The organism is Bacteroides sp. 90-K9/2, assembly GCF_047310725.1.
GTDB lineage: Bacteria > Bacteroidota > Bacteroidia > Bacteroidales > Bacteroidaceae > Bacteroides > Bacteroides vicugnae.
Window position 1 is genome coordinate 67,290 of sequence record NZ_JBCGVL010000014.1, and the last position, 17,879, is coordinate 85,168.

Annotated in this window: 16 protein-coding genes; 2 read left to right on the forward strand and 14 right to left on the reverse strand. The window is 44.6% G+C overall.

Features of this window, described 5'->3' with window-relative positions:
* Window positions 1-45: 45 nt before the first annotated feature.
* The 13 genes from AAHJ11_RS21075 to AAHJ11_RS21135 form a co-directional block, all read right to left on the reverse strand.
* On the reverse strand, window positions 46-783 hold the full coding sequence (locus AAHJ11_RS21075) for a cell division protein FtsQ/DivIB (protein WP_004298212.1): 738 nt from the start codon (window positions 781-783) through the stop codon (window positions 46-48).
* 74 nt (window positions 784-857) lie between these two features.
* The gene (murC, locus tag AAHJ11_RS21080) at window positions 858-2,234 is read right to left on the reverse strand and encodes a UDP-N-acetylmuramate--L-alanine ligase (RefSeq protein ID WP_148364153.1); all 1,377 of its coding nucleotides are present in this window, start codon (window positions 2,232-2,234) and stop codon (window positions 858-860) included.
* A 30-nt stretch (window positions 2,235-2,264) separates the two neighbouring features.
* Window positions 2,265-2,651 carry a GxxExxY protein gene (locus AAHJ11_RS21085; protein WP_195648902.1) on the reverse strand — a complete coding sequence of 129 codons (387 nt, stop codon included), beginning with the start codon at window positions 2,649-2,651 and terminating at the stop codon, window positions 2,265-2,267.
* A gap of 31 nt (window positions 2,652-2,682) precedes the next feature.
* Complete coding sequence (gene murG, locus AAHJ11_RS21090) at window positions 2,683-3,813, reverse strand: undecaprenyldiphospho-muramoylpentapeptide beta-N-acetylglucosaminyltransferase (RefSeq protein ID WP_074558447.1); 1,131 nt, start codon at window positions 3,811-3,813, stop codon at window positions 2,683-2,685.
* 35 nt (window positions 3,814-3,848) lie between these two features.
* Window positions 3,849-5,177: an FtsW/RodA/SpoVE family cell cycle protein gene (locus tag AAHJ11_RS21095; RefSeq protein WP_413580081.1), complete on the reverse strand. Its 1,329-nt coding sequence runs from the start codon at window positions 5,175-5,177 to the stop codon at window positions 3,849-3,851.
* 36 nt (window positions 5,178-5,213) lie between these two features.
* Window positions 5,214-6,548: a UDP-N-acetylmuramoyl-L-alanine--D-glutamate ligase gene (gene murD / locus AAHJ11_RS21100; protein WP_004298208.1), complete on the reverse strand. Its 1,335-nt coding sequence runs from the start codon at window positions 6,546-6,548 to the stop codon at window positions 5,214-5,216.
* A 180-nt stretch (window positions 6,549-6,728) separates the two neighbouring features.
* Complete coding sequence (locus tag AAHJ11_RS21105) at window positions 6,729-7,997, reverse strand: phospho-N-acetylmuramoyl-pentapeptide-transferase (RefSeq protein WP_148364151.1); 1,269 nt, start codon at window positions 7,995-7,997, stop codon at window positions 6,729-6,731.
* A gap of 90 nt (window positions 7,998-8,087) precedes the next feature.
* The gene (locus AAHJ11_RS21110) at window positions 8,088-9,536 is read right to left on the reverse strand and encodes a UDP-N-acetylmuramoyl-L-alanyl-D-glutamate--2,6-diaminopimelate ligase (protein ID WP_217722694.1); all 1,449 of its coding nucleotides are present in this window, start codon (window positions 9,534-9,536) and stop codon (window positions 8,088-8,090) included.
* A gap of 29 nt (window positions 9,537-9,565) precedes the next feature.
* Window positions 9,566-11,692 carry a penicillin-binding protein gene (locus tag AAHJ11_RS21115; protein ID WP_195648970.1) on the reverse strand — a complete coding sequence of 709 codons (2,127 nt, stop codon included), beginning with the start codon at window positions 11,690-11,692 and terminating at the stop codon, window positions 9,566-9,568.
* Between the two features lie 70 nt (window positions 11,693-11,762).
* The gene (locus tag AAHJ11_RS21120) at window positions 11,763-12,119 is read right to left on the reverse strand and encodes an FtsL-like putative cell division protein (RefSeq protein ID WP_148364150.1); all 357 of its coding nucleotides are present in this window, start codon (window positions 12,117-12,119) and stop codon (window positions 11,763-11,765) included.
* 6 nt (window positions 12,120-12,125) lie between these two features.
* Window positions 12,126-13,040 (reverse strand): 16S rRNA (cytosine(1402)-N(4))-methyltransferase RsmH, encoded by a 915-nt coding sequence (gene rsmH / locus AAHJ11_RS21125; protein ID WP_148364255.1) that lies wholly within the window; start codon window positions 13,038-13,040, stop codon window positions 12,126-12,128.
* The gene (gene mraZ, locus AAHJ11_RS21130) at window positions 13,027-13,497 is read right to left on the reverse strand and encodes a division/cell wall cluster transcriptional repressor MraZ (RefSeq protein WP_004307337.1); all 471 of its coding nucleotides are present in this window, start codon (window positions 13,495-13,497) and stop codon (window positions 13,027-13,029) included. Before mraZ ends, rsmH begins: the two co-directional genes overlap by 14 nt.
* A gap of 395 nt (window positions 13,498-13,892) precedes the next feature.
* Window positions 13,893-14,396 carry an RNA polymerase sigma factor gene (locus AAHJ11_RS21135; protein ID WP_004298201.1) on the reverse strand — a complete coding sequence of 168 codons (504 nt, stop codon included), beginning with the start codon at window positions 14,394-14,396 and terminating at the stop codon, window positions 13,893-13,895.
* A 259-nt stretch (window positions 14,397-14,655) separates the two neighbouring features.
* Here AAHJ11_RS21135 and AAHJ11_RS21140 point away from each other — a divergent pair, with 259 nt between their 5' ends.
* Together AAHJ11_RS21140 and AAHJ11_RS21145 are read left to right on the forward strand one after the other, a co-directional pair.
* Complete coding sequence (locus AAHJ11_RS21140) at window positions 14,656-15,474, forward strand: 1-acyl-sn-glycerol-3-phosphate acyltransferase (RefSeq protein ID WP_148364149.1); 819 nt, start codon at window positions 14,656-14,658, stop codon at window positions 15,472-15,474.
* A 26-nt stretch (window positions 15,475-15,500) separates the two neighbouring features.
* Window positions 15,501-16,517, forward strand: coding sequence for a GNAT family N-acetyltransferase (locus tag AAHJ11_RS21145; protein WP_148364148.1), 1,017 nt, complete (start codon window positions 15,501-15,503; stop codon window positions 16,515-16,517).
* Here the strand turns inward: AAHJ11_RS21145 and AAHJ11_RS21150 are convergent.
* The gene (locus AAHJ11_RS21150; RefSeq protein WP_148364147.1) at window positions 16,489-17,835 is read right to left on the reverse strand and encodes a deoxyguanosinetriphosphate triphosphohydrolase; all 1,347 of its coding nucleotides are present in this window, start codon (window positions 17,833-17,835) and stop codon (window positions 16,489-16,491) included. The genes AAHJ11_RS21145 and AAHJ11_RS21150 overlap by 29 nt on opposite strands.
* Window positions 17,836-17,879: the final 44 nt, after the last annotated feature.

A 17,879-nucleotide genomic window follows, 5' to 3' on the forward strand; every position in this document is an offset into this window, starting at 1 on the left:
GACTATTCACTCATCACCTATCATCTATCACCTATCATTTATCATCTACTCTCGTTTTGTGCAGATAATCTGGTTGCTGAATTCGAGGTTGATACGTGAATATTTGTTCCAGCCTACCCGGTTGAGTCCTTTTTTGTAGAACTCCTTCAAACGTGCCAGTTTATCTTCAAAATTCTCCAGTTTTCCAAGATAGACCAGATGATCTCCCACACGCGGCACCAATTCGATATTCTGGTCGGGCAACACATGGATCTGCTCTATCTGGGCGTCCCAGAATTTATTATTATGCAAAAATACACCAAACTTATATAAATCCTTCATTGCAAACGACTTTTCTACGTTTCCGGTGACAATTACCCGATGAGCGACACATTTTGCTTCCGGTGGCATGATAGTTCCTTTGTTGTCAAGGTAGTAGTTTTGGCCGTTGGCACTCATGACGCGAAGGATAGGAATACGCTGTGTCACTTCCACGCACACTTTGCCACTGGGTGTTTTGTAGCATTCGGCTTCGTCAATCAACGGATGTTTGCTTAGTTCCCGTTCCAGTGACTTGGTGGAGATGCGCTCCATCTTCTTCCCGATGGGATAGATCCCTTTCTGCTGAAGGATACCTTTCAGCTCTTCTTTGGTGATGAAGCCGGCGTATGCGGTATCCTTGATAACCAATTCCATGTCACGGCAGGTCTGGTCGGCAGGCTTGCGGTTGAAAGCGGTGATAGCTACGGCAAGGTAGGCTATGAGCACCAGCATGACGATGGATAGAAGGATTCTTTTAATCATAATCAAAAATTAAAGATTAAAAATTAAAATGCTTGCACTGTTTCGGACAGGCTGCCGGATGATTATTCATTTATTTATCTTTTTTCTAATAGTTCCTTTATTTCGGGGACATAGTTGTCGATGTCTCCGGCTCCTAAAGTTATTAATACTTCAATGTTTTTATCTTTCAGAATGTTCAGTATCTCTTCCTTTTTGCACATACTTTTTTCGATACCCGGACGGAGATTATCATAAATCAGTTTGCTGGTGACGCCCGGGATTGGTGCTTCACGTGCCGGGTAGATGTCTACCAGAATCACCTCGTCGAGTAGCGACAGGCTATCGGCAAAGTCCTGATAGAAGTCGCGGGTACGGGTATAGAGATGAGGCTGGAAGATGGCTGTGATCTTCTTGTCCTTGTAAAGTTCGCGCATAGACAGCACGCTCTGTTTGATTTCAGAGGGATGGTGTGCGTAGTCACTTAGAAAGACAATCCGGTCGTTCTTGAGTTTGAAGTCGAACCGGCGGTCTACTCCGCGGAAACTTGCCATACCTCTTTTTATCTCTTCATCGGTCACCCCGTTGAGGTGTGCCAATGCCATGGCGGCTACGCCATTTTCTATGTTGATACTTACCGGAATTCCCAGTTGGATGTCGTTGATACGGGTGTCCGGAGCAACAAAGTCGATGAATATCTCTCCGTTTCCGATGCGGATGTTTTCTGCATGGAAGTCGCCTTCGTCACGTGAGTAAGTGTAGACACGAACGCCCGGCTGCACTTTGGGTTGCAGGGAGATGCCTTTGCGGATAATCAGTGCGCCACCCGGTTGGATTAGCGTGGTGTAATGTTCGAAACTTTCCAGGTAGGCTTGCTCTGTTCCGTAGATGTCCAGATGATCGGGGTCGGTAGACGTGATTACCGACATATAAGGCGACAGCCAGTGGAAAGAACGGTCGAATTCATCCGCTTCAATCACTGTGTAAGGGCTTGCTTGAGAGAGCAGCAGGTTGGTGCTGTAATTTTTCGAGATTCCTCCGAGAAAAGCGGTACATTCCACATGTGACTGGTGAAACAGATGGGCTGTCATAGTCGATGTGGTTGTTTTCCCGTGAGTGCCTGCCACACACAGACCTTTGCTCGAGTGGGTAATTGTTCCCAATACTTGGGCGCGTTTCTGTATTTCGAATCCGTTGTTACGGAAATAAACGAGTTCTTCGTGTTCCTGCGGAACGGCCGGAGTGTATATGACTAACGTACTTTCCTTGTCTTTGCAGGCTTCGGGAATCAGGTCGACGTTTTCTTCATAATGTATTTGTGCGCCTTCGGCAATCAGCGTTTCAGTCAATGGAGTAGGAGTGCGGTCATATCCGGCCACTACCTTTCCTTTGAAAAGGAAGTAGCGTACAAGTGCACTCATACCGATGCCGCCGGCACCTACGAAATAGACTGATTTTATCGTTTCTATATTCATTTCTTTTTATTTTTTTATTTTAGGCACGGATTACACGGATTTCACGGTTTCATGATGTGTCAATATTTTACGTTTAATCTCTGCTGTTACACCAAAATTTAGTAGTAATCCAACTTCTATTCCTGTTGCTTTTAGATAATTTACTAATTGCCATTCATGTTCTGGACGAAGAGTTGTTACTGCTTTTAATTCAAGAATGATTTCATTATTTACTATCATATCTGCAATATACCTTCCTACAATTTCACCTTTATAATATACTTTCATCTCTTTTTGAGTTTGGCAGAAGAGTCCTCTTTTTAAGAGTTCCTTATAAAGTGCATTTTGGTAGACCTGCTCTAGGAATCCGAATCCTAATGTGCTGTGTACTTCATAAAAAGCACTTATAATCTCTTTTGTCAATTTCTCGTGTATCATTCTTAAACCGTGTAATCCGCGTAATCCGTGCCTAATTGTTATTATTGTTTTTTGCTTCCGCCAGCTTAATGACCTCTTGTGCGATGATTCTCGCTGAATCGGGTAAAGCCAGTTTGGCGATATTCTCTGTTAGTTCTTTCAGTTTCTGCTCGTCGTTGACAGTGGACAGGGCTACGTCCATCAAAGTGGTTGCCGCTTCACTGTCTTTGACGTAGATAGCTGCCTGCTTGTTCACCAACGCCAAGGCATTCTTCGTTTGGTGATCTTCCGCCACGTTGGGCGAGGGCACTAAGATAACAGGTTTGTGCAGCAGGCAGAATTCAGAAATGGAACCTGCTCCCGCACGGGAAATGACCAGATCGGCGGCAGCATAAGCGGCTGCCATATCTTTGATGAAATCCGTTACATATAAATTCGGAAGTGCTCCTGCCGCTTTTACGGCTTCTGTCACTTGCGGGTAATAGTATTTGCCCGTTTGCCAGATGAATTGCACGTCCGTGTTTTCCTTGATAATTGCCAGACCGGCTGTCAGCGTATTGTTGATGGTGCGTGCACCCAAGCTGCCACCTACAATCAGTATTGTCTTTTTGCCGGGCTGTAAGTGGAAGGAACGTAACGCTTCTTCTTTGGACGGCATATCCTTTGTCAGGTTTTGGCGGACGGGATTGCCCGTCATGATGATCTTGTCGGCGGGGAAAAACTTTTCCATTCCGTCATAAGCGACACAAATCTTACGAGCTTTCTGTGCCAGCAGTTTATTGGTAACTCCGGCATATGAGTTTTGCTCTTGGATTAATGTGGGGACTCCCATCATGCCGGCAGTCTTTAGTGTCGGCCCGCTTGCATATCCGCCTACACCTACCGCCACTTGCGGACGGAAGTTTTTGATTACTTTGCGCGCCTTCCATTGGCTGCGCATCAGTTTAATCAATACGGATACATTTTTCCATAAATGTTTGCGGTCGAATCCGGCTATCGGAAGTCCGATAATCCGGTAGCCTGCATCGGGAACCCGTTGCATTTCCATACGTCCTTCAGCGCCTACAAAGAGAATCTCTGCGTCGGGGCGTAGCTCTATTATAGCGTTTGCGATAGAGACGGCAGGAAAGATATGTCCTCCTGTTCCTCCACCGCTGATGATAATTCTAAGTTCTTTTTCCATCATACTGTTTTCTTCTGTTCGTTCTTTCTCAACATTTACCGTTCGTTGTTTCTGCTATCATGCTCATCTTCAAATTCAGCGTCGCTGTTCAGAATCTGCGCTGTCGGTTCGGCTGCAGCCTGTGCTTCGGAATTGGCTGCGGCATCCGCCTCTATTTGCAGTTGGATCTGTGCATCGTGCGCTTTCTGTTCTTCCAGATGAGCGGTATATCGGCTTACGCTTAATATCATTCCGATATAAGCGCAGTTGATTAGCGTACTTGTACCTCCTTTGCTGACCAGAGGCAGAGGCTGTCCTGTGACGGGGAATAACCCGACGGCAACCATCATATTCAGTATTGCCTGTGATACCAACAACAGCGCAATACCCATAACGAGAAAGGCGGGGAAGGTTCGCTCGCACTTCTGGGCGATTCGTCCGGCTCGCATCAGCAACCATAAATAGAGGAACACCACAAATATTCCTCCTACCAATCCCATTTCTTCAATCACAATCGCGAAGATAAAATCGGAGAATGCCTGGCTAAGGAAGTCACGCTGTATCGAGTTTCCCGGACCTTTGCCTACTACATGGCTGGTAGCAATGGCGATTCGCGCATGTGCAATCTGTGCGTCTTTGTCAATATCAAATTTGGCTGCCGGCACTTCTTCCTTCTCAAAGAAACCGGAAACACGATTCTGCCACGTCTCGAAGCGGTGAAGTCCCGGAGTGCTATGCAGTGTTTTGGCGGGAATAGCCATCAGTACACCTACCGCAACCCCACCTATAAGTCCCAATATTCCCAACAGTCCGACCAGCTTCTTGGAAGATACCCGCCCGATGAACATCATCATGCATACCACTCCGAACAGCAGCATTGCTGTTGAAAGGTTTTCCGGTGCGATGAGCAGAAATACCAGTCCGGTAAGGATCATGATATATTTAAAGGCTTTCGGATTGGCCCCGTATTCGTCCTGTTTTTTGGACAGGATGAATGAGACGGCAATGATTACCGCCATCTTTGCCAATTCCGATGGCTGGAATTGCAATCCCATAAAGGTCATCCAGCGGGCTGCTCCGTTGACACGGTCGCCTGTGATGATACCCATCAGCGTGACAAATGCCAGTAGAACCAGAGATACCGGATATAGAAAGACCGGAAATACCTGGAACCATTTGTAGGGAACATTATGCAGAAATACGACTACCACAGCTCCTACCATCAGAATGATGGAGTGTTGCGTAATCGGTCCCCAATGGTCGCCGCTTTTGTAAGTCAGCGTCGACGCTGCCGAAAACACCTCGATGATCGAGATGAGGCAGAGACAGAGGAAGATAATCCAGATTACCTTGTCACCTTTGAATATGTTCTTTAATAAATCCACTTCTTAAATTGAGAATTGAGAATTAAAAATTGAGAATTAAAGGGCACGGACACATTCTTTAAATTGATCGCCACGGTCTTCGTAACTCTTGAAGAGGTCGAAAGAAGCACAGCAAGGACTTAATAATACCGTTTCACCTTTCTTTGCCAGTTTATAGGCTGCTTCTACGGCATCTTTCATGCCGGTTTGCACATCGGCTACCGGCAGGCCGAAACGGTCGAAGAACTCGTGGAGCTTTTCGTTATGAAGTCCCAGATATACCAGTGCTGAACACTTTTCGCGTACCAGGTCTTCAATTTCAGTATAGTCGTTTCCTTTATCTTTACCACCGAGAATCAATACCGTTTTGGTAGTCATGCTTTGCAGGGCATACCAGCAGGAGTTGACATTCGTGGCTTTAGAGTCGTTAATAAAATCAATTCCGCGCACACGTGCCACCTTTTCCAACCGATGTTCCACTCCCTTGAAGTCGGAGAGGGCTTTCCGGATGTTTTCTTTGGCGATGCCGGCAAGGTTTGCCGAGATACCGGCGGCTAAAGAGTTGTACAGGTTGTGTTGTCCTGTCAGGGCCAGTTCCTCCTGCTCCATGTTGAAGGCAATCGGTTCGGTGATTTTCACTTCGTGATCTTCTACGTATGCAATCGCTCCATCCTCTTTTACAGCGGCAAAAGGATACAGGTGGGCTTTCAGACCATGTTTCGCCAGTTCTTGTCTGATGATAGGGTCATCGTTCCAGAAGATGAAAGCATCGTCCGGTGTTTGGTTCTGGGTGATGCGAAATTTGGCGTCGATGTAATTCTGCATACAATGGTCGTAGCGGTCAAGATGGTCCGGCGTGATGTTCATCAATACGGCGATGTTCGCACGGAAGTTATACATATTATCCAACTGGAAAGAGCTAAGTTCGATAATATAGTAATCGTGGTAATCTTCGGCTACCTGCAAAGCAAGGCTTTTGCCGATGTTGCCTGCCAAACCTACGTTCAGACCTGCGCTTTTGAAAATATGGTAGATCAGGGAAGTTGTTGTTGTCTTTCCGTTAGAACCTGTAATACAGATCATTTTGGCATCAGTATAGCGTCCGGCAAACTCTATCTCGGAGATCACCGGTGTGCCTTGAGCTTTCAGTTTCAGGATGATCGGGGCGTCATTCGGGATACCGGGGCTTTTGATCACCTCGTCGGCATTCAGAATGAGTTCTTCGGTATGGTGTCCTTCTTCCCAGGCAATCTGATGGCTGTCGAGAAGTTCCTTATACTTGTCCTTGATGGCGGACATGTCCGAAACAAACGTCTCAAATCCTTTGACTTTAGCGAGTACGGCTGCACCTGCACCGCTTTCGCCAGCTCCTAAAATTACTATTCTTTTCATCTACAATAATGTGCCCTTATTTTCTAATTGATTGATCTTATTAGCTGTGCACATCTTTAAAAGTTAATAATCGGGTTAATACTCTCTATATCTTTAATTAGGCACGGATTACGCGGATTTCACGGTTTTAAGGGATATGCAGTTAAAACCGCGTTAATCCGTGTAATCTGTGCCTTCTTTTTATCTTATTTTAAGCGTTATAATTGTTATTGCTGCCAATACAATCGTTACAATCCAGAAACGGACGGTAATCTTTGATTCATGAAACAGTTGGTCGGGTTTGGTGAATTTCACCGTGCATCCCGGTTCAATCAGGTTCATCGAAGTGCGGAAGTGATCGTGAATCGGTGTGCGCTTGAACAATCGTTGTTTCACACCTTTTCGTTTTCCCGCCTTATAATAAGCCCGTTGCAGGATGACCGACAGGTTTTCTACCAGGAATACACCGCAAAGAATCGGTATCAGCAACTCTTTGTGGATGATGATGGCAAACACTGCGATAATACCACCGATAGTAAGACTGCCTGTGTCTCCCATAAATACTTGTGCCGGATAGGCATTGTACCATAGGAAACCGATCAGTGCACCGATGAAGGCGCAGATATAGATTACCAGTTCTTCCGAACCCGGAATATACATGATGTTCAGGTAGCCTGCAAATTCGATGTGCGATGATACATACGCCAGTACCCCCAGCGTTGCACCGATAATTGCCGAGTTCCCGGCTGCCATTCCGTCCATACCGTCATTCAGGTTGGCGCCGTTTGATACGGCGGTAACTACAATGATGGTGACAATGACGAACAATATCCATCCGGCTGTTTGCGCATGTTCTCCCATGAAAGATACCAGATCGGCATAATCAAGGTTGTTGCTCTTGAAAAAAGGAATCGTTGTCTGGGTAGATTTCAGGTCATTCGTTCCGTGTATTACTTCCATCTCCTGTCCCGGATTATGAACTTCGATATTTTCGCGGATCACTACGTCCGGACTAAGGTATAAAGTCATTCCGACAATTAAGCCTAAACCAACCTGACCGATGATTTTGAACTTGCCATGCAAACCTTCCTTGTCTCTTTTGAAGATTTTGATATAGTCGTCTGCGAATCCGAGTGATCCCAACCATATGGTGGTGATCAGCATCAGTATCATATATATATTATGCAGTTTACCTAACAGTAAACAGGGTATCAGGATGGCTACAATGATGATAACACCACCCATGCTCGGGACGCCTACTTTGTTGACTCCGAACGGGTCGGTTTTAGCATCACGTTGCGTTTCTGTGATTTGTTTCCTTTTGAGTAGGTTGATGAACTTGTCTCCCCAGATACTTGAAATCAGTAACGCGAGGATAACTGCCATCAAAGCACGGAATGAGGTATATCCGAACATTCCCGCTCCTGGAAAATTGAGCTTATGTAGCCATTCAAATAGATAGTATAACATAAATAATTTGCCAATTTATTGATGTGTTGTTATGCCGGTTGCTGTCGGATAGATAACGAAGCCGGTCGGCATATTAGCACAGTCTATTCATTATTTAAAAATTTCTTTGAGTACTTCTTTGTCATCAAAATGATGTTTCACTCCTTTTATCTCCTGGTAATTCTCATGTCCTTTTCCGGCAACGAGAATTACATCTCCTTTCTCTGCCAGCATGCAAGCCGTGCGAATTGCTTCTTTACGGTCGGCAATGCTTAGTGTTTTCTTCATATCTTCCGCATCCAGTCCGGCAAGCATATCATTGATGATGTCTTGCGGCTCTTCAAAGCGCGGATTGTCGGAAGTGATGATGACGCGGTCACTCGCTTTGGCAGCTTCTTTTGCCATGATGGGGCGTTTGCCCTTGTCGCGGTTGCCGCCGGCGCCTACCACAGTAATCACTTTTCCTTTTCCTTCAAGCACTCCATGAATAGCGTTCAGTACATTAATGAGAGCATCCGGGGTATGTGCATAATCAACAATCGCCGTAATTCCCTGCGGTGAGCGGACCGCATCGAAGCGTCCGGCTACCGGATGAAGTGTGCTAAGAGCTACAAGCACCTCTTCCTCTTTCTTACCTAACAGAACTGCCGCCCCGAATACCGCCAACAAATTGGAAGCATTGAACTTTCCGATAAACTGAACTGCCAGTTCATGATTGTTGAAGTCGAGCAGCATCCCTTCAAAATGAGACTCCAATACCCGTCCTTTAAAGTCGCTAAGACTTCTCAATGAATAAGTATAGACCTTCGAACGTGTGTTCTGCGTCATTACCAGTCCGTTTTTATCGTCCAGATTGGTCAGGCTGAATGCATTTTTCGGCAGATCGTCAAAGAACTTTTTCTTCGCTTTCAGATAATTCTCTACTGTTTTATGATAGTCGAGATGGTCGCGGGTCAGATTGGTAAAGATCCCTCCTGCAAACTTTAATCCACTGATACGTTTCTGTGCAATCGAGTGGGAGCTGACTTCCATGAAAACATATTTGCATCCTTCATCTGCCATCCGTCCCAACAGACAGTTCAACGTGATTGGATCAGGAGTAGTATGTTCTGTCGGAATCGGTTCGTCATCGATATAATTGCAAACGGTAGAAATCAATCCTACCTTATATCCGAAATAACGGAATGTATTATATAATAAGGTAGCGATTGTTGTTTTTCCGTTCGTTCCGGTAACACCGACCAGTTCCAACTTGGAAGTCGGGTCTCCGTAAAAGGTAGTGGCAATCTTTCCTACCGCATCTTCGCTGTCTTTTACTTGTATATAGGTGATCCCCGCTACGGGTTTTTCCGGCATATCCTCGCAGAGGATGGCGATCGCTCCTTTTGCAATGGCAGCAGGTATATAAGCATGGCCGTCGGCTTGTGTGCCACGCATTGCCATGAATAGCTGTCCGGCTTCCACTAGACGGGAGTCGATGTTGACACCGGTGATTTCTATGTTTGAATCTCCGGCTATCTCTACCGGTTGGATTGCTCTCAGTAACTCATTTAATAACATCACTCTATTCAATTTTTAATCTTTAATTTTTAATGAAGCGTAAGCGTCACCGTCTGTCCTTTCTTTACAATCGTTCCGTTGGCTATCGACTGGCTTTTTACTTTGCCCACGCCGACCAGGTTGACTTTCAATCCTTTGCTTTCCAACAAGTACACAGCGTCTTTCGCTCCCATACCTATCACACTGGGTACAAAATTCTGCATATTGCTCCGGCTTTCAAGAACTACAGCTTGTGGGGCAGAATGGGTATTTCCCCAAACTTCTTTGCCCGAATCAGCAATTTTGCCTTGTACATTAATCTGCAGCTCTTCCAATACCCGTTGCGCTTCGCGCATCTCTCCGGCTTTTACATTCGGAATGACTACGGAATTAGTATCAATCGCATTGGTCAGCGGTAACCGCAGGTCTTTGGCATACACCCTTTCTGCAATCTTGCTGAACACACTACCTGCCATCAAACCTCCCGAAGCCGGTAATCCCGGTTTCTGGATAGAGACAATCATGCTATATTTAGGCGCTTCTGACGGGAAATATCCGCAAAAACTAACCAGATAATTCGTTCTTCCCGTTTTGTATCCGGCTGCTCCCTGTGAGATCTGCGCCGTTCCTGTTTTTCCTGAAACGTGGAACTGCTTGCTTCCCGCAGGTTTGGCAAGTCCTTCACCGACCACTTTCCGGAGAATCTCACGGATCTGTGCCAAAGTCTTATCCGAACAAATCTTGGGATTGATCACCTCTGTCGGATATTCTTTCACGATTTCCCCATCTTTCACGGCAGCTCTGACAAACTTCGGACGTACGGTGACTCCATTGTTGGCTATCCCATTATAGAATGTGAGAATATTGATCGGCGGAACCTGTGTCTCGTAGCCGATACTCATCCACGGCAAAGTTGTCTTTGCAAAATAACGTTCTTTCGGACCGCGTATATTCGGTTTTCCTTCTCCCGAAATTTGCAGGTGTAACGGTTGGTCGATGCTCATCCGTTTCAATCCGTCTACAAATTTCTGCGGGTTGCTGCCGTAGAAATGGTCTATTATATAAGAGGTACCGACGTTGGACGACACTCCCAGGATTTCCGTGACAGTCAGTTTTCCGTATCCTCCGCGATGCCAGTTGTGGTCTTTCATGACACGTCCGTACATCGGCATCTGTCCGTTACCGGTGTCTACCACATAGTCCGGAGTGATCTTTCCGTCTTCAAGAGCTACCATGATAGAGGCAGTTTTGAAAGTAGACCCCGGCTCAAGCATATCGCTGATGGCATTGTTGCGCATTTCGTAGTATTCACCATCTTTGCCTTGCATCATGTTGACGATGGCTTTCACCTCTCCGGTAGCTACTTCCATCAATACCACCACACCCACACTGGCATTCAATTCTTTTAGTTTATCCACCAACGCTTTCTCGCAAATATCCTGCATACCTACGTCGATAGTACTAATCAGATCGCAACCGTCAACCGGCGGCACATCGACAATGTTCAGGTATTTGTTCATCACCTTTTGACGGTGTGTCAATCCGTCCCGTCCTTTCAGGATGGTGTCGAAAGCAAGCTCGATACCATTTCTCGCTCCTTTGGCTGTGTCTGCATACACGTCTCCCAATGTACGGGCAGCCAGTGAACCGAACGGTTTCTTACGCTGATTGTAAGCCTGTTCTTTGAATCCGCCTTTATACCGGTTCAAACAGAACACAGGTAGTCTCTTTACCTCTTTATATTGTATATAGGAGATACGTTTCGGATAAATCAGATAATTGCGGCTTTTTGCCTGGCGTCCTTTTTTGAGATGTGCCTTGAATTGTGCCACGCTCTTGTCCGGGAATATCTTGTGAAGTCCGATACAGATAGAATCCATGTTCGCGTTGAGGATAGAATCACGTCGTGCCTGATCTTTCTGCCTGCGTTTTTCATCTTTTTCACCAGACATAAAGTCCATATATATTCTGTATTCGGGCAGAGAACTGGCCATTAGTTTACCGTCAGAAGAAATAATGTTTCCACGATTGGGTTTCACCGTCACATTTTCTTTTACGAAACGATCAGCCACATCCTGCCAGTATTGTCGTTCGGCAAACATGGTGATGCCCGCTTTTACAACAATAGCTACTCCTATTAACGCCATCAACAGGATGACGAAGAAGTAACGGGTCATTATGTTCTTTTTATTAACTGCCACAGCGCCTTTCTTTTTTAACTATCATTTATCAACTATCCACTCTCACTTATTTAATAAGGTAGGGAGGATTCGTCGATGTCTGCAAATCGCTTTCCTTACTTGATATATAATCTTCAATGCGCGACTGGCGGCTCTTTTCCATTAGCTCCGAACTGCGTGTCAGCGCGTCATATTTAATATCTGTCAATTCTTTTTTCAGCCGGTCTATTTCGATCTGCTGTTGTTGACTGGCATAGCGATTATGAATATAGAAGATGATAAATACCATGATAAGTACCAGCAACTTCGTTTGACGGCGGAAAAAATCGGTAGCCAGAATGTCTCCACCCAGAATACTCTTCAGTGAGGTACGTTTTTTCTTCTTGCCCTCTTCTGCTTTCTTATTTACTACTTCTTCTTCCATATCTTTTTACTTCTTTTCTGCAATTCGTAATTTGGCACTTCTCGACCGCGGGTTTCGTTCTATTTCTGCTTCGTCGGGAACGATTACCTTATTGTTGACAAGGCGGAAAGGTGTTTGCAGATTGCCGAAGAAGTCGGTTTCCGCTTTTCCTTCTACATTGCCTGTCTTCATGATGTTTTTCACCATACGGTCTTCCAACGAATGATAGGTGATAACTACCAGTCTGCCGCCCGGCTTTAATGCCTCCGTAGCAGCCTGCAACATCTCCTTCAATGCTTCCATCTCTTGATTTACTTCAATTCGCAGTGCCTGGAACACTTTTGCCAACTCTTTCTTTTCGCGTTCACGACCGAAAAGCGGTTTGATGATTTCCAAAAATTCACCGATGGTCCGGATATACTGTCCGCTTCTGGCTTTAACGATGACAGAAGCCAGTTTGCGGCTATTCTTTAGTTCTCCATACAGGTAGAGGATGTTTGCAAGGCGTTCTTCATCATAAGTATTCACGATATCTGCTGCTGTCATTCCGGCACGCTTGTTCATGCGCATATCCAGTGCCCCGTCAAAACGGAAGGAGAAGCCACGCTCGCTATCGTCGAAATGATGGGAAGATACGCCGAGGTCGGCCAGAATCGCATCTACCTGCTCGATGTCGTGATAACGCAGGAAGTTGTGCAGATAGCGGAAGTTACTGCGCACGAAGATGAAATGAGTATCGTTGACAATGTTCCGTTCAGCGTCCTCGTCCTGGTCGAAACCCAGCAGACGTCCGCCTTCTCCGAGCCGTGAAAGGATCTCGCGCGAATGTCCCGCTCCTCCGAATGTGACGTCTACATACGTTCCATCCGGTTGGATATTCATACCGTCAACGCTTTCTTTCAGCAATACAGGTACGTGATATGTCAATTCATCTTTCTCCATCTTGTCTATTATCATCGTTCATAATTTCTTCTAATGCTGCACCGAACTCTTCGGGTGACATGAAAGGCTGTTCTGCCCGTTCTTTCGCCCAGATCTCTATCTTGTTGTCGATGCCGATAAAGCGGATATCCCCATGGATACTGCAAATCTGTAAATACCGTTTCGGAATTAATATGCGCCCATTGCTATCAGGTGTCACTATTTCAACGTCGCTCACGAATTGCCTGAAAATAAGTTGGTGTTTGCTATTCCATTTGTTAAGTCTACTACGTAGCTCGTTCAACTCCTCGTTCCACACGCTCTCGGGGTACAGGGTTAAACAGTCCTGAAATACGTCTTTACGCATAATAAGCCTCTCTTCAGAAGCGGCTTGTAATTGCTTCCTGAAGGTGGCGGGTATGAACACCCTTCCTTTGGCGTCCGCCCTGGCTTCAATATTTCCTAAAAAACGTATCATTACCTTATTATAATAAGCGACCGTAAAAGTATGAAATTCCCCACAATTCCCCACAACTTTCCATAAAAAAACTTCAGAGAAGTTTTCAACAGAATGTTAAATGTCTATTTGCTTGAAAATGATGTGCCTTCGAGAATGCTTTACTGGTGGGGAGCTTGTGCCCGCAGAACGAAAAAAATGTCTGTATAGGTAAAATTTGATAATATAGAGAAAAGAGTTTTATTTCTATGCAATAATAAATAGACTGACACCCGGGTGTCGGACAACTAATCTTTGCAATAAAAGAAAAGGCAGAATATACCGGAGTATTTCTGCCTTTTAATCATTATCAAAACTAAAAATCTGTATTAAAGAAATATGTGACTCAAAATCACTAAGTTTTATATAGTTAAGGTTTAGCGGAAGTCTTTCAATTCTTCCTGTAATTTCTGGCGCGTGAAGAAAATACGGCTTTTCACTGTACCCAACGGCAGGTTCAATTTTTCCGCAATTTCACGGTATTTGAATCCTGAAACGTGCATCGCGAACGGGACCCTGTATTCTTTGGGGAGTTTGTTGACTACACGGTGCATCTCTTTCAGGTCGTATGCTCTTTCTGTATTTTCAGAACTTCCGTCCTGTGGCAAATTCAGATGATAAAGATTGTCAGTCTGGTCGATGAATGTCTGGTCGCGGACTACCTTGCGGTAGTTGTTTATGAATATATTGCGCATGATGGTATACATCCATCCTTTGAAATTTGTATCAGGGGTATATTTATCTTCATTATCTAATGCTTTTAATGATGTCTCCTGCAACAAATCGTTTGCTTCTTCACGGTCAGTTGTCAGTTTATAAGCGAAGCGTAGTAATTCATCTTGTACTCCTACTAAATCTTTTCTGAAGCTTAAACTTTTCATAATGTGTTGCTTTTTAAAGGTGAATATTCGTTTGTTATTTTCGATGTTGCAAGTTTACATGAATTTCTGAAACCCGGTAGGGGAAAAACAGACGTCTTTTTACCCGAAAACTATCCGCGGATAGTTTTTAGGTCATTTTTGATAGTTTTTGGGTGGTGTTTTTTTATCTTCTGAACTTAAATCCTGCATTTTCTACCAAATTATTGCGATTAATAAAAAAGAACCGTTAATTTTGTGCCATCATTTTTATTTGAAAAGAATGACTGATGACTCTTTATTTTTGATCGATGTCGATAAGATACTTCGGACAAAGGCTCCGAAGCGTTATAAGTACGTCCCTAAGTTCGTGATTTCTTACTTGAAGAAAATTATTCATCAGGATGAAATTAATGTATTCCTGAATGAGTCGAAGGATAAACTGGGAGTGGACTTTCTGGAAGCGTGTATGGATTTTCTGGATGCGAAAGTGGATGTAAAAGGCATTGAGAATTTGCCTAAGGATGGTCTGTACACTTTTGTTTCCAATCATCCGCTGGGCGGACAGGATGGTGTTGCGCTTGGTTATGTGTTAGGAAAACATTATGATGGGAAAGTGAAATACCTGGTGAATGATTTGTTGATGAATCTACGCGGGCTGGCTCCCCTTTGCATACCTATTAATAAAACCGGCAAGCAAGCAAAGGATTTCCCGAAGATGGTGGAAGCCGGATTCCATTCCGACGATCAGTTGATTATGTTTCCTGCCGGACTGTGTTCGCGCCGTCACAATGGAGTCATTCGTGACGTGGAATGGAAAAAGACATTTGTAGTAAAGAGCATACAAACAAAACGTGATGTAATACCCGTGCATTTTGGGGGTAGGAATTCTGACTTCTTTTACAATCTGGCAAATGTTTGCAAGGCACTGGGCATTAAGTTTAACATTGCTATGTTGTATCTTGCGGATGAAATGTTTAAGAATCGCCACAAAACTTTTACTGTCACTTTTGGAAAGCCCATACCCTGGCAGACTTTTGATAAATCGAAAACTCCTGCGCAGTGGGCTGAATACGTAAAGGATATTGTTTATAAACTGTAACTGATAGAACAACTATAACAAGGAATATGGAAGAGATTATTAAACCGGTAAGCAAAGAACTGCTAAAAGCAGAATTGACGGAAGACAGGCGCTTACGAATGACGAATAAGAGTAATAATCAGATTTATATTATTACTCATCAGAATGCTCCTAATGTAATGAGAGAGATTGGTCGTTTGCGTGAGATAGCTTTCCGTGCTGCTGGTGGAGGTACAGGTCTGTCAATGGATATCGATGAATACGACACGATGGAACACCCCTATAAGCAGTTGATTGTATGGAATCCGGAAGCGGAAGAAATTCTGGGTGGTTACCGGTATTTGCTAGGTACGGACGTGCGTTTTGATGAAAAAGGTGCTCCGATTCTGGCTACTTCCCATATGTTTCATTTTTCTGATGCTTTTATTAAAGAATACTTGCCGCAGACAATTGAATTGGGGCGTTCGTTCGTTACGCTTGAATATCAGTCTACCCGTGCCGGAAGCAAAGGTTTGTTTGCCTTAGATAACTTGTGGGATGGATTGGGAGCGTTGACCGTGGTTATGCCGAATGTGAAATATTTCTTTGGTAAAGTGACCATGTATCCGAGCTATCATCGTCGTGGGCGTGATATGATTCTTCATTTCCTTAAGAAGCATTTTTATGACAAAGAGAAACTTGTCACTCCGATCGAGCCTCTGAAACTTGAAACTTCCGAGGCAGAGTTGAAATCTCTCTTCTGCAAGCATTCTTTCAAGGAAGACTATAAAATATTGAATTGTGAAATCCGTAAACTGGGGTATAATATACCTCCGTTGGTAAATGCATATATGAGCCTAAGCCCTACGATGCGTATGTTCGGAACAGCTATCAATTATGAATTCGGCGATGTGGAAGAAACCGGTATTCTGATTGCTGTAGACGAAATTCTCGAGGATAAACGGATTCGACACATCCAGACGTTTATTGAAAGCCATCCGGATGCGTTGAGATTGTCTTCTTGTGGAGGGGAAGAAGTGTTTACTCCTAAAGTGGTTACACCGCAGGCAGACTGTTCCCGTTAATTTTACGATAAAGATCAAGAGCAAAGACATCGGTCATTCCAGATATATAGTCAAGTACCGCCTGTATTCTTTCATAGAGTACGGGCGATTTTATATTGTATTGGCTGGAAACCCGGTCGATCAGGAGTTTGGAATAAGCCTTTTCGGGTGAAGTTACGGCATCTATCATCAATTCTAGTAAGGTGCTGATGATGCGGAACCCCGCCAGCTCGATGTCCAGTACATCCCGTGAACGGTAGATTTTGTTGATAGATACTTCGACGCTGTGTTTATAGGCTGCTGCCGGACGCTCGGCTATGCGCTTGATCAGTGATCCTTCGAACGTGCCGGACAGTATTTCTTGTTCATGATCTAAAAAGACACGGGTACACTCCCGGATTAATAAACCGATGACGGAAGAACGCAGGTAGGCGATTTGCTCGTTGACATCGTTGACGATCAGGAATGTTTTCCGGAGATGTTCCTGTCGTTCTTCGCTGAAATAGGCCATTAATAGCTCCTTGGTTTCTTCTGTGGTAAGAATCTTCAGTTTATATGCATCCTCAATATCCATCATCTGATAGCAAATGTCGTCTGCTGCTTCAACCAAATAAACTAACGGGTGGCGCGCATACTTCAAAGGATGTTCGTTGAGCAATATCAGTCCTAATTCTGTTGCAATTTTGTGGAAGCTTTCTTCTTCGCTGACGAAAAAGCCAAACTTGGATTTTGTTCCTGCAAGGCTCGATGAAAAGGGGTATTTTACAATAGAAGCCAAGGTGGTGTATGTTAGAACGAATCCGCCTTTGCGACGTCCCTCGAACTGATGTGTAAGTATCCGGAAGGCATTTGCATTTCCTTCAAAATGTGTCAAATCTTCCCATTCCATCGGAGAAAGTTGCTCTCCGTCGGGCTGTTTCTCTTTCAGACGAACTCCTTTCCCTTCAGAGAAAAAAGTGGAAATGGCCTTTTCGCCTGAATGACCGAAAGGCGGGTTGCCCAAATCGTGTGCCAGGCAAGCGGCTGAAACGATAGAGCCGATCTCCGGCAGGAAAGAATCCTGAAGTTCCGGATGACGTTCCAGAAGTGCTTTGGCAACATCGTCCCCGAGTGAACGACCGACGCTGGCGACTTCGAGACTGTGCGTAAGGCGGTTGTGTACAAAAACGCTGCCCGGTAGAGGGAATACTTGCGTTTTGTTCTGTAATCTGCGGAAAGGAGCCGAAAAAATAAGACGGTCATAGTCCCGTTGGAATTCGGATCGGTTTTCCTGTCGTTCCTCATGGAATTCTTCCATTCCGAAACGTTTCGCTGATATTAATTGGTTCCAATTCATCATTTTATTTACGATTTGACTATATTTACTATTTACAATTTAGGGAA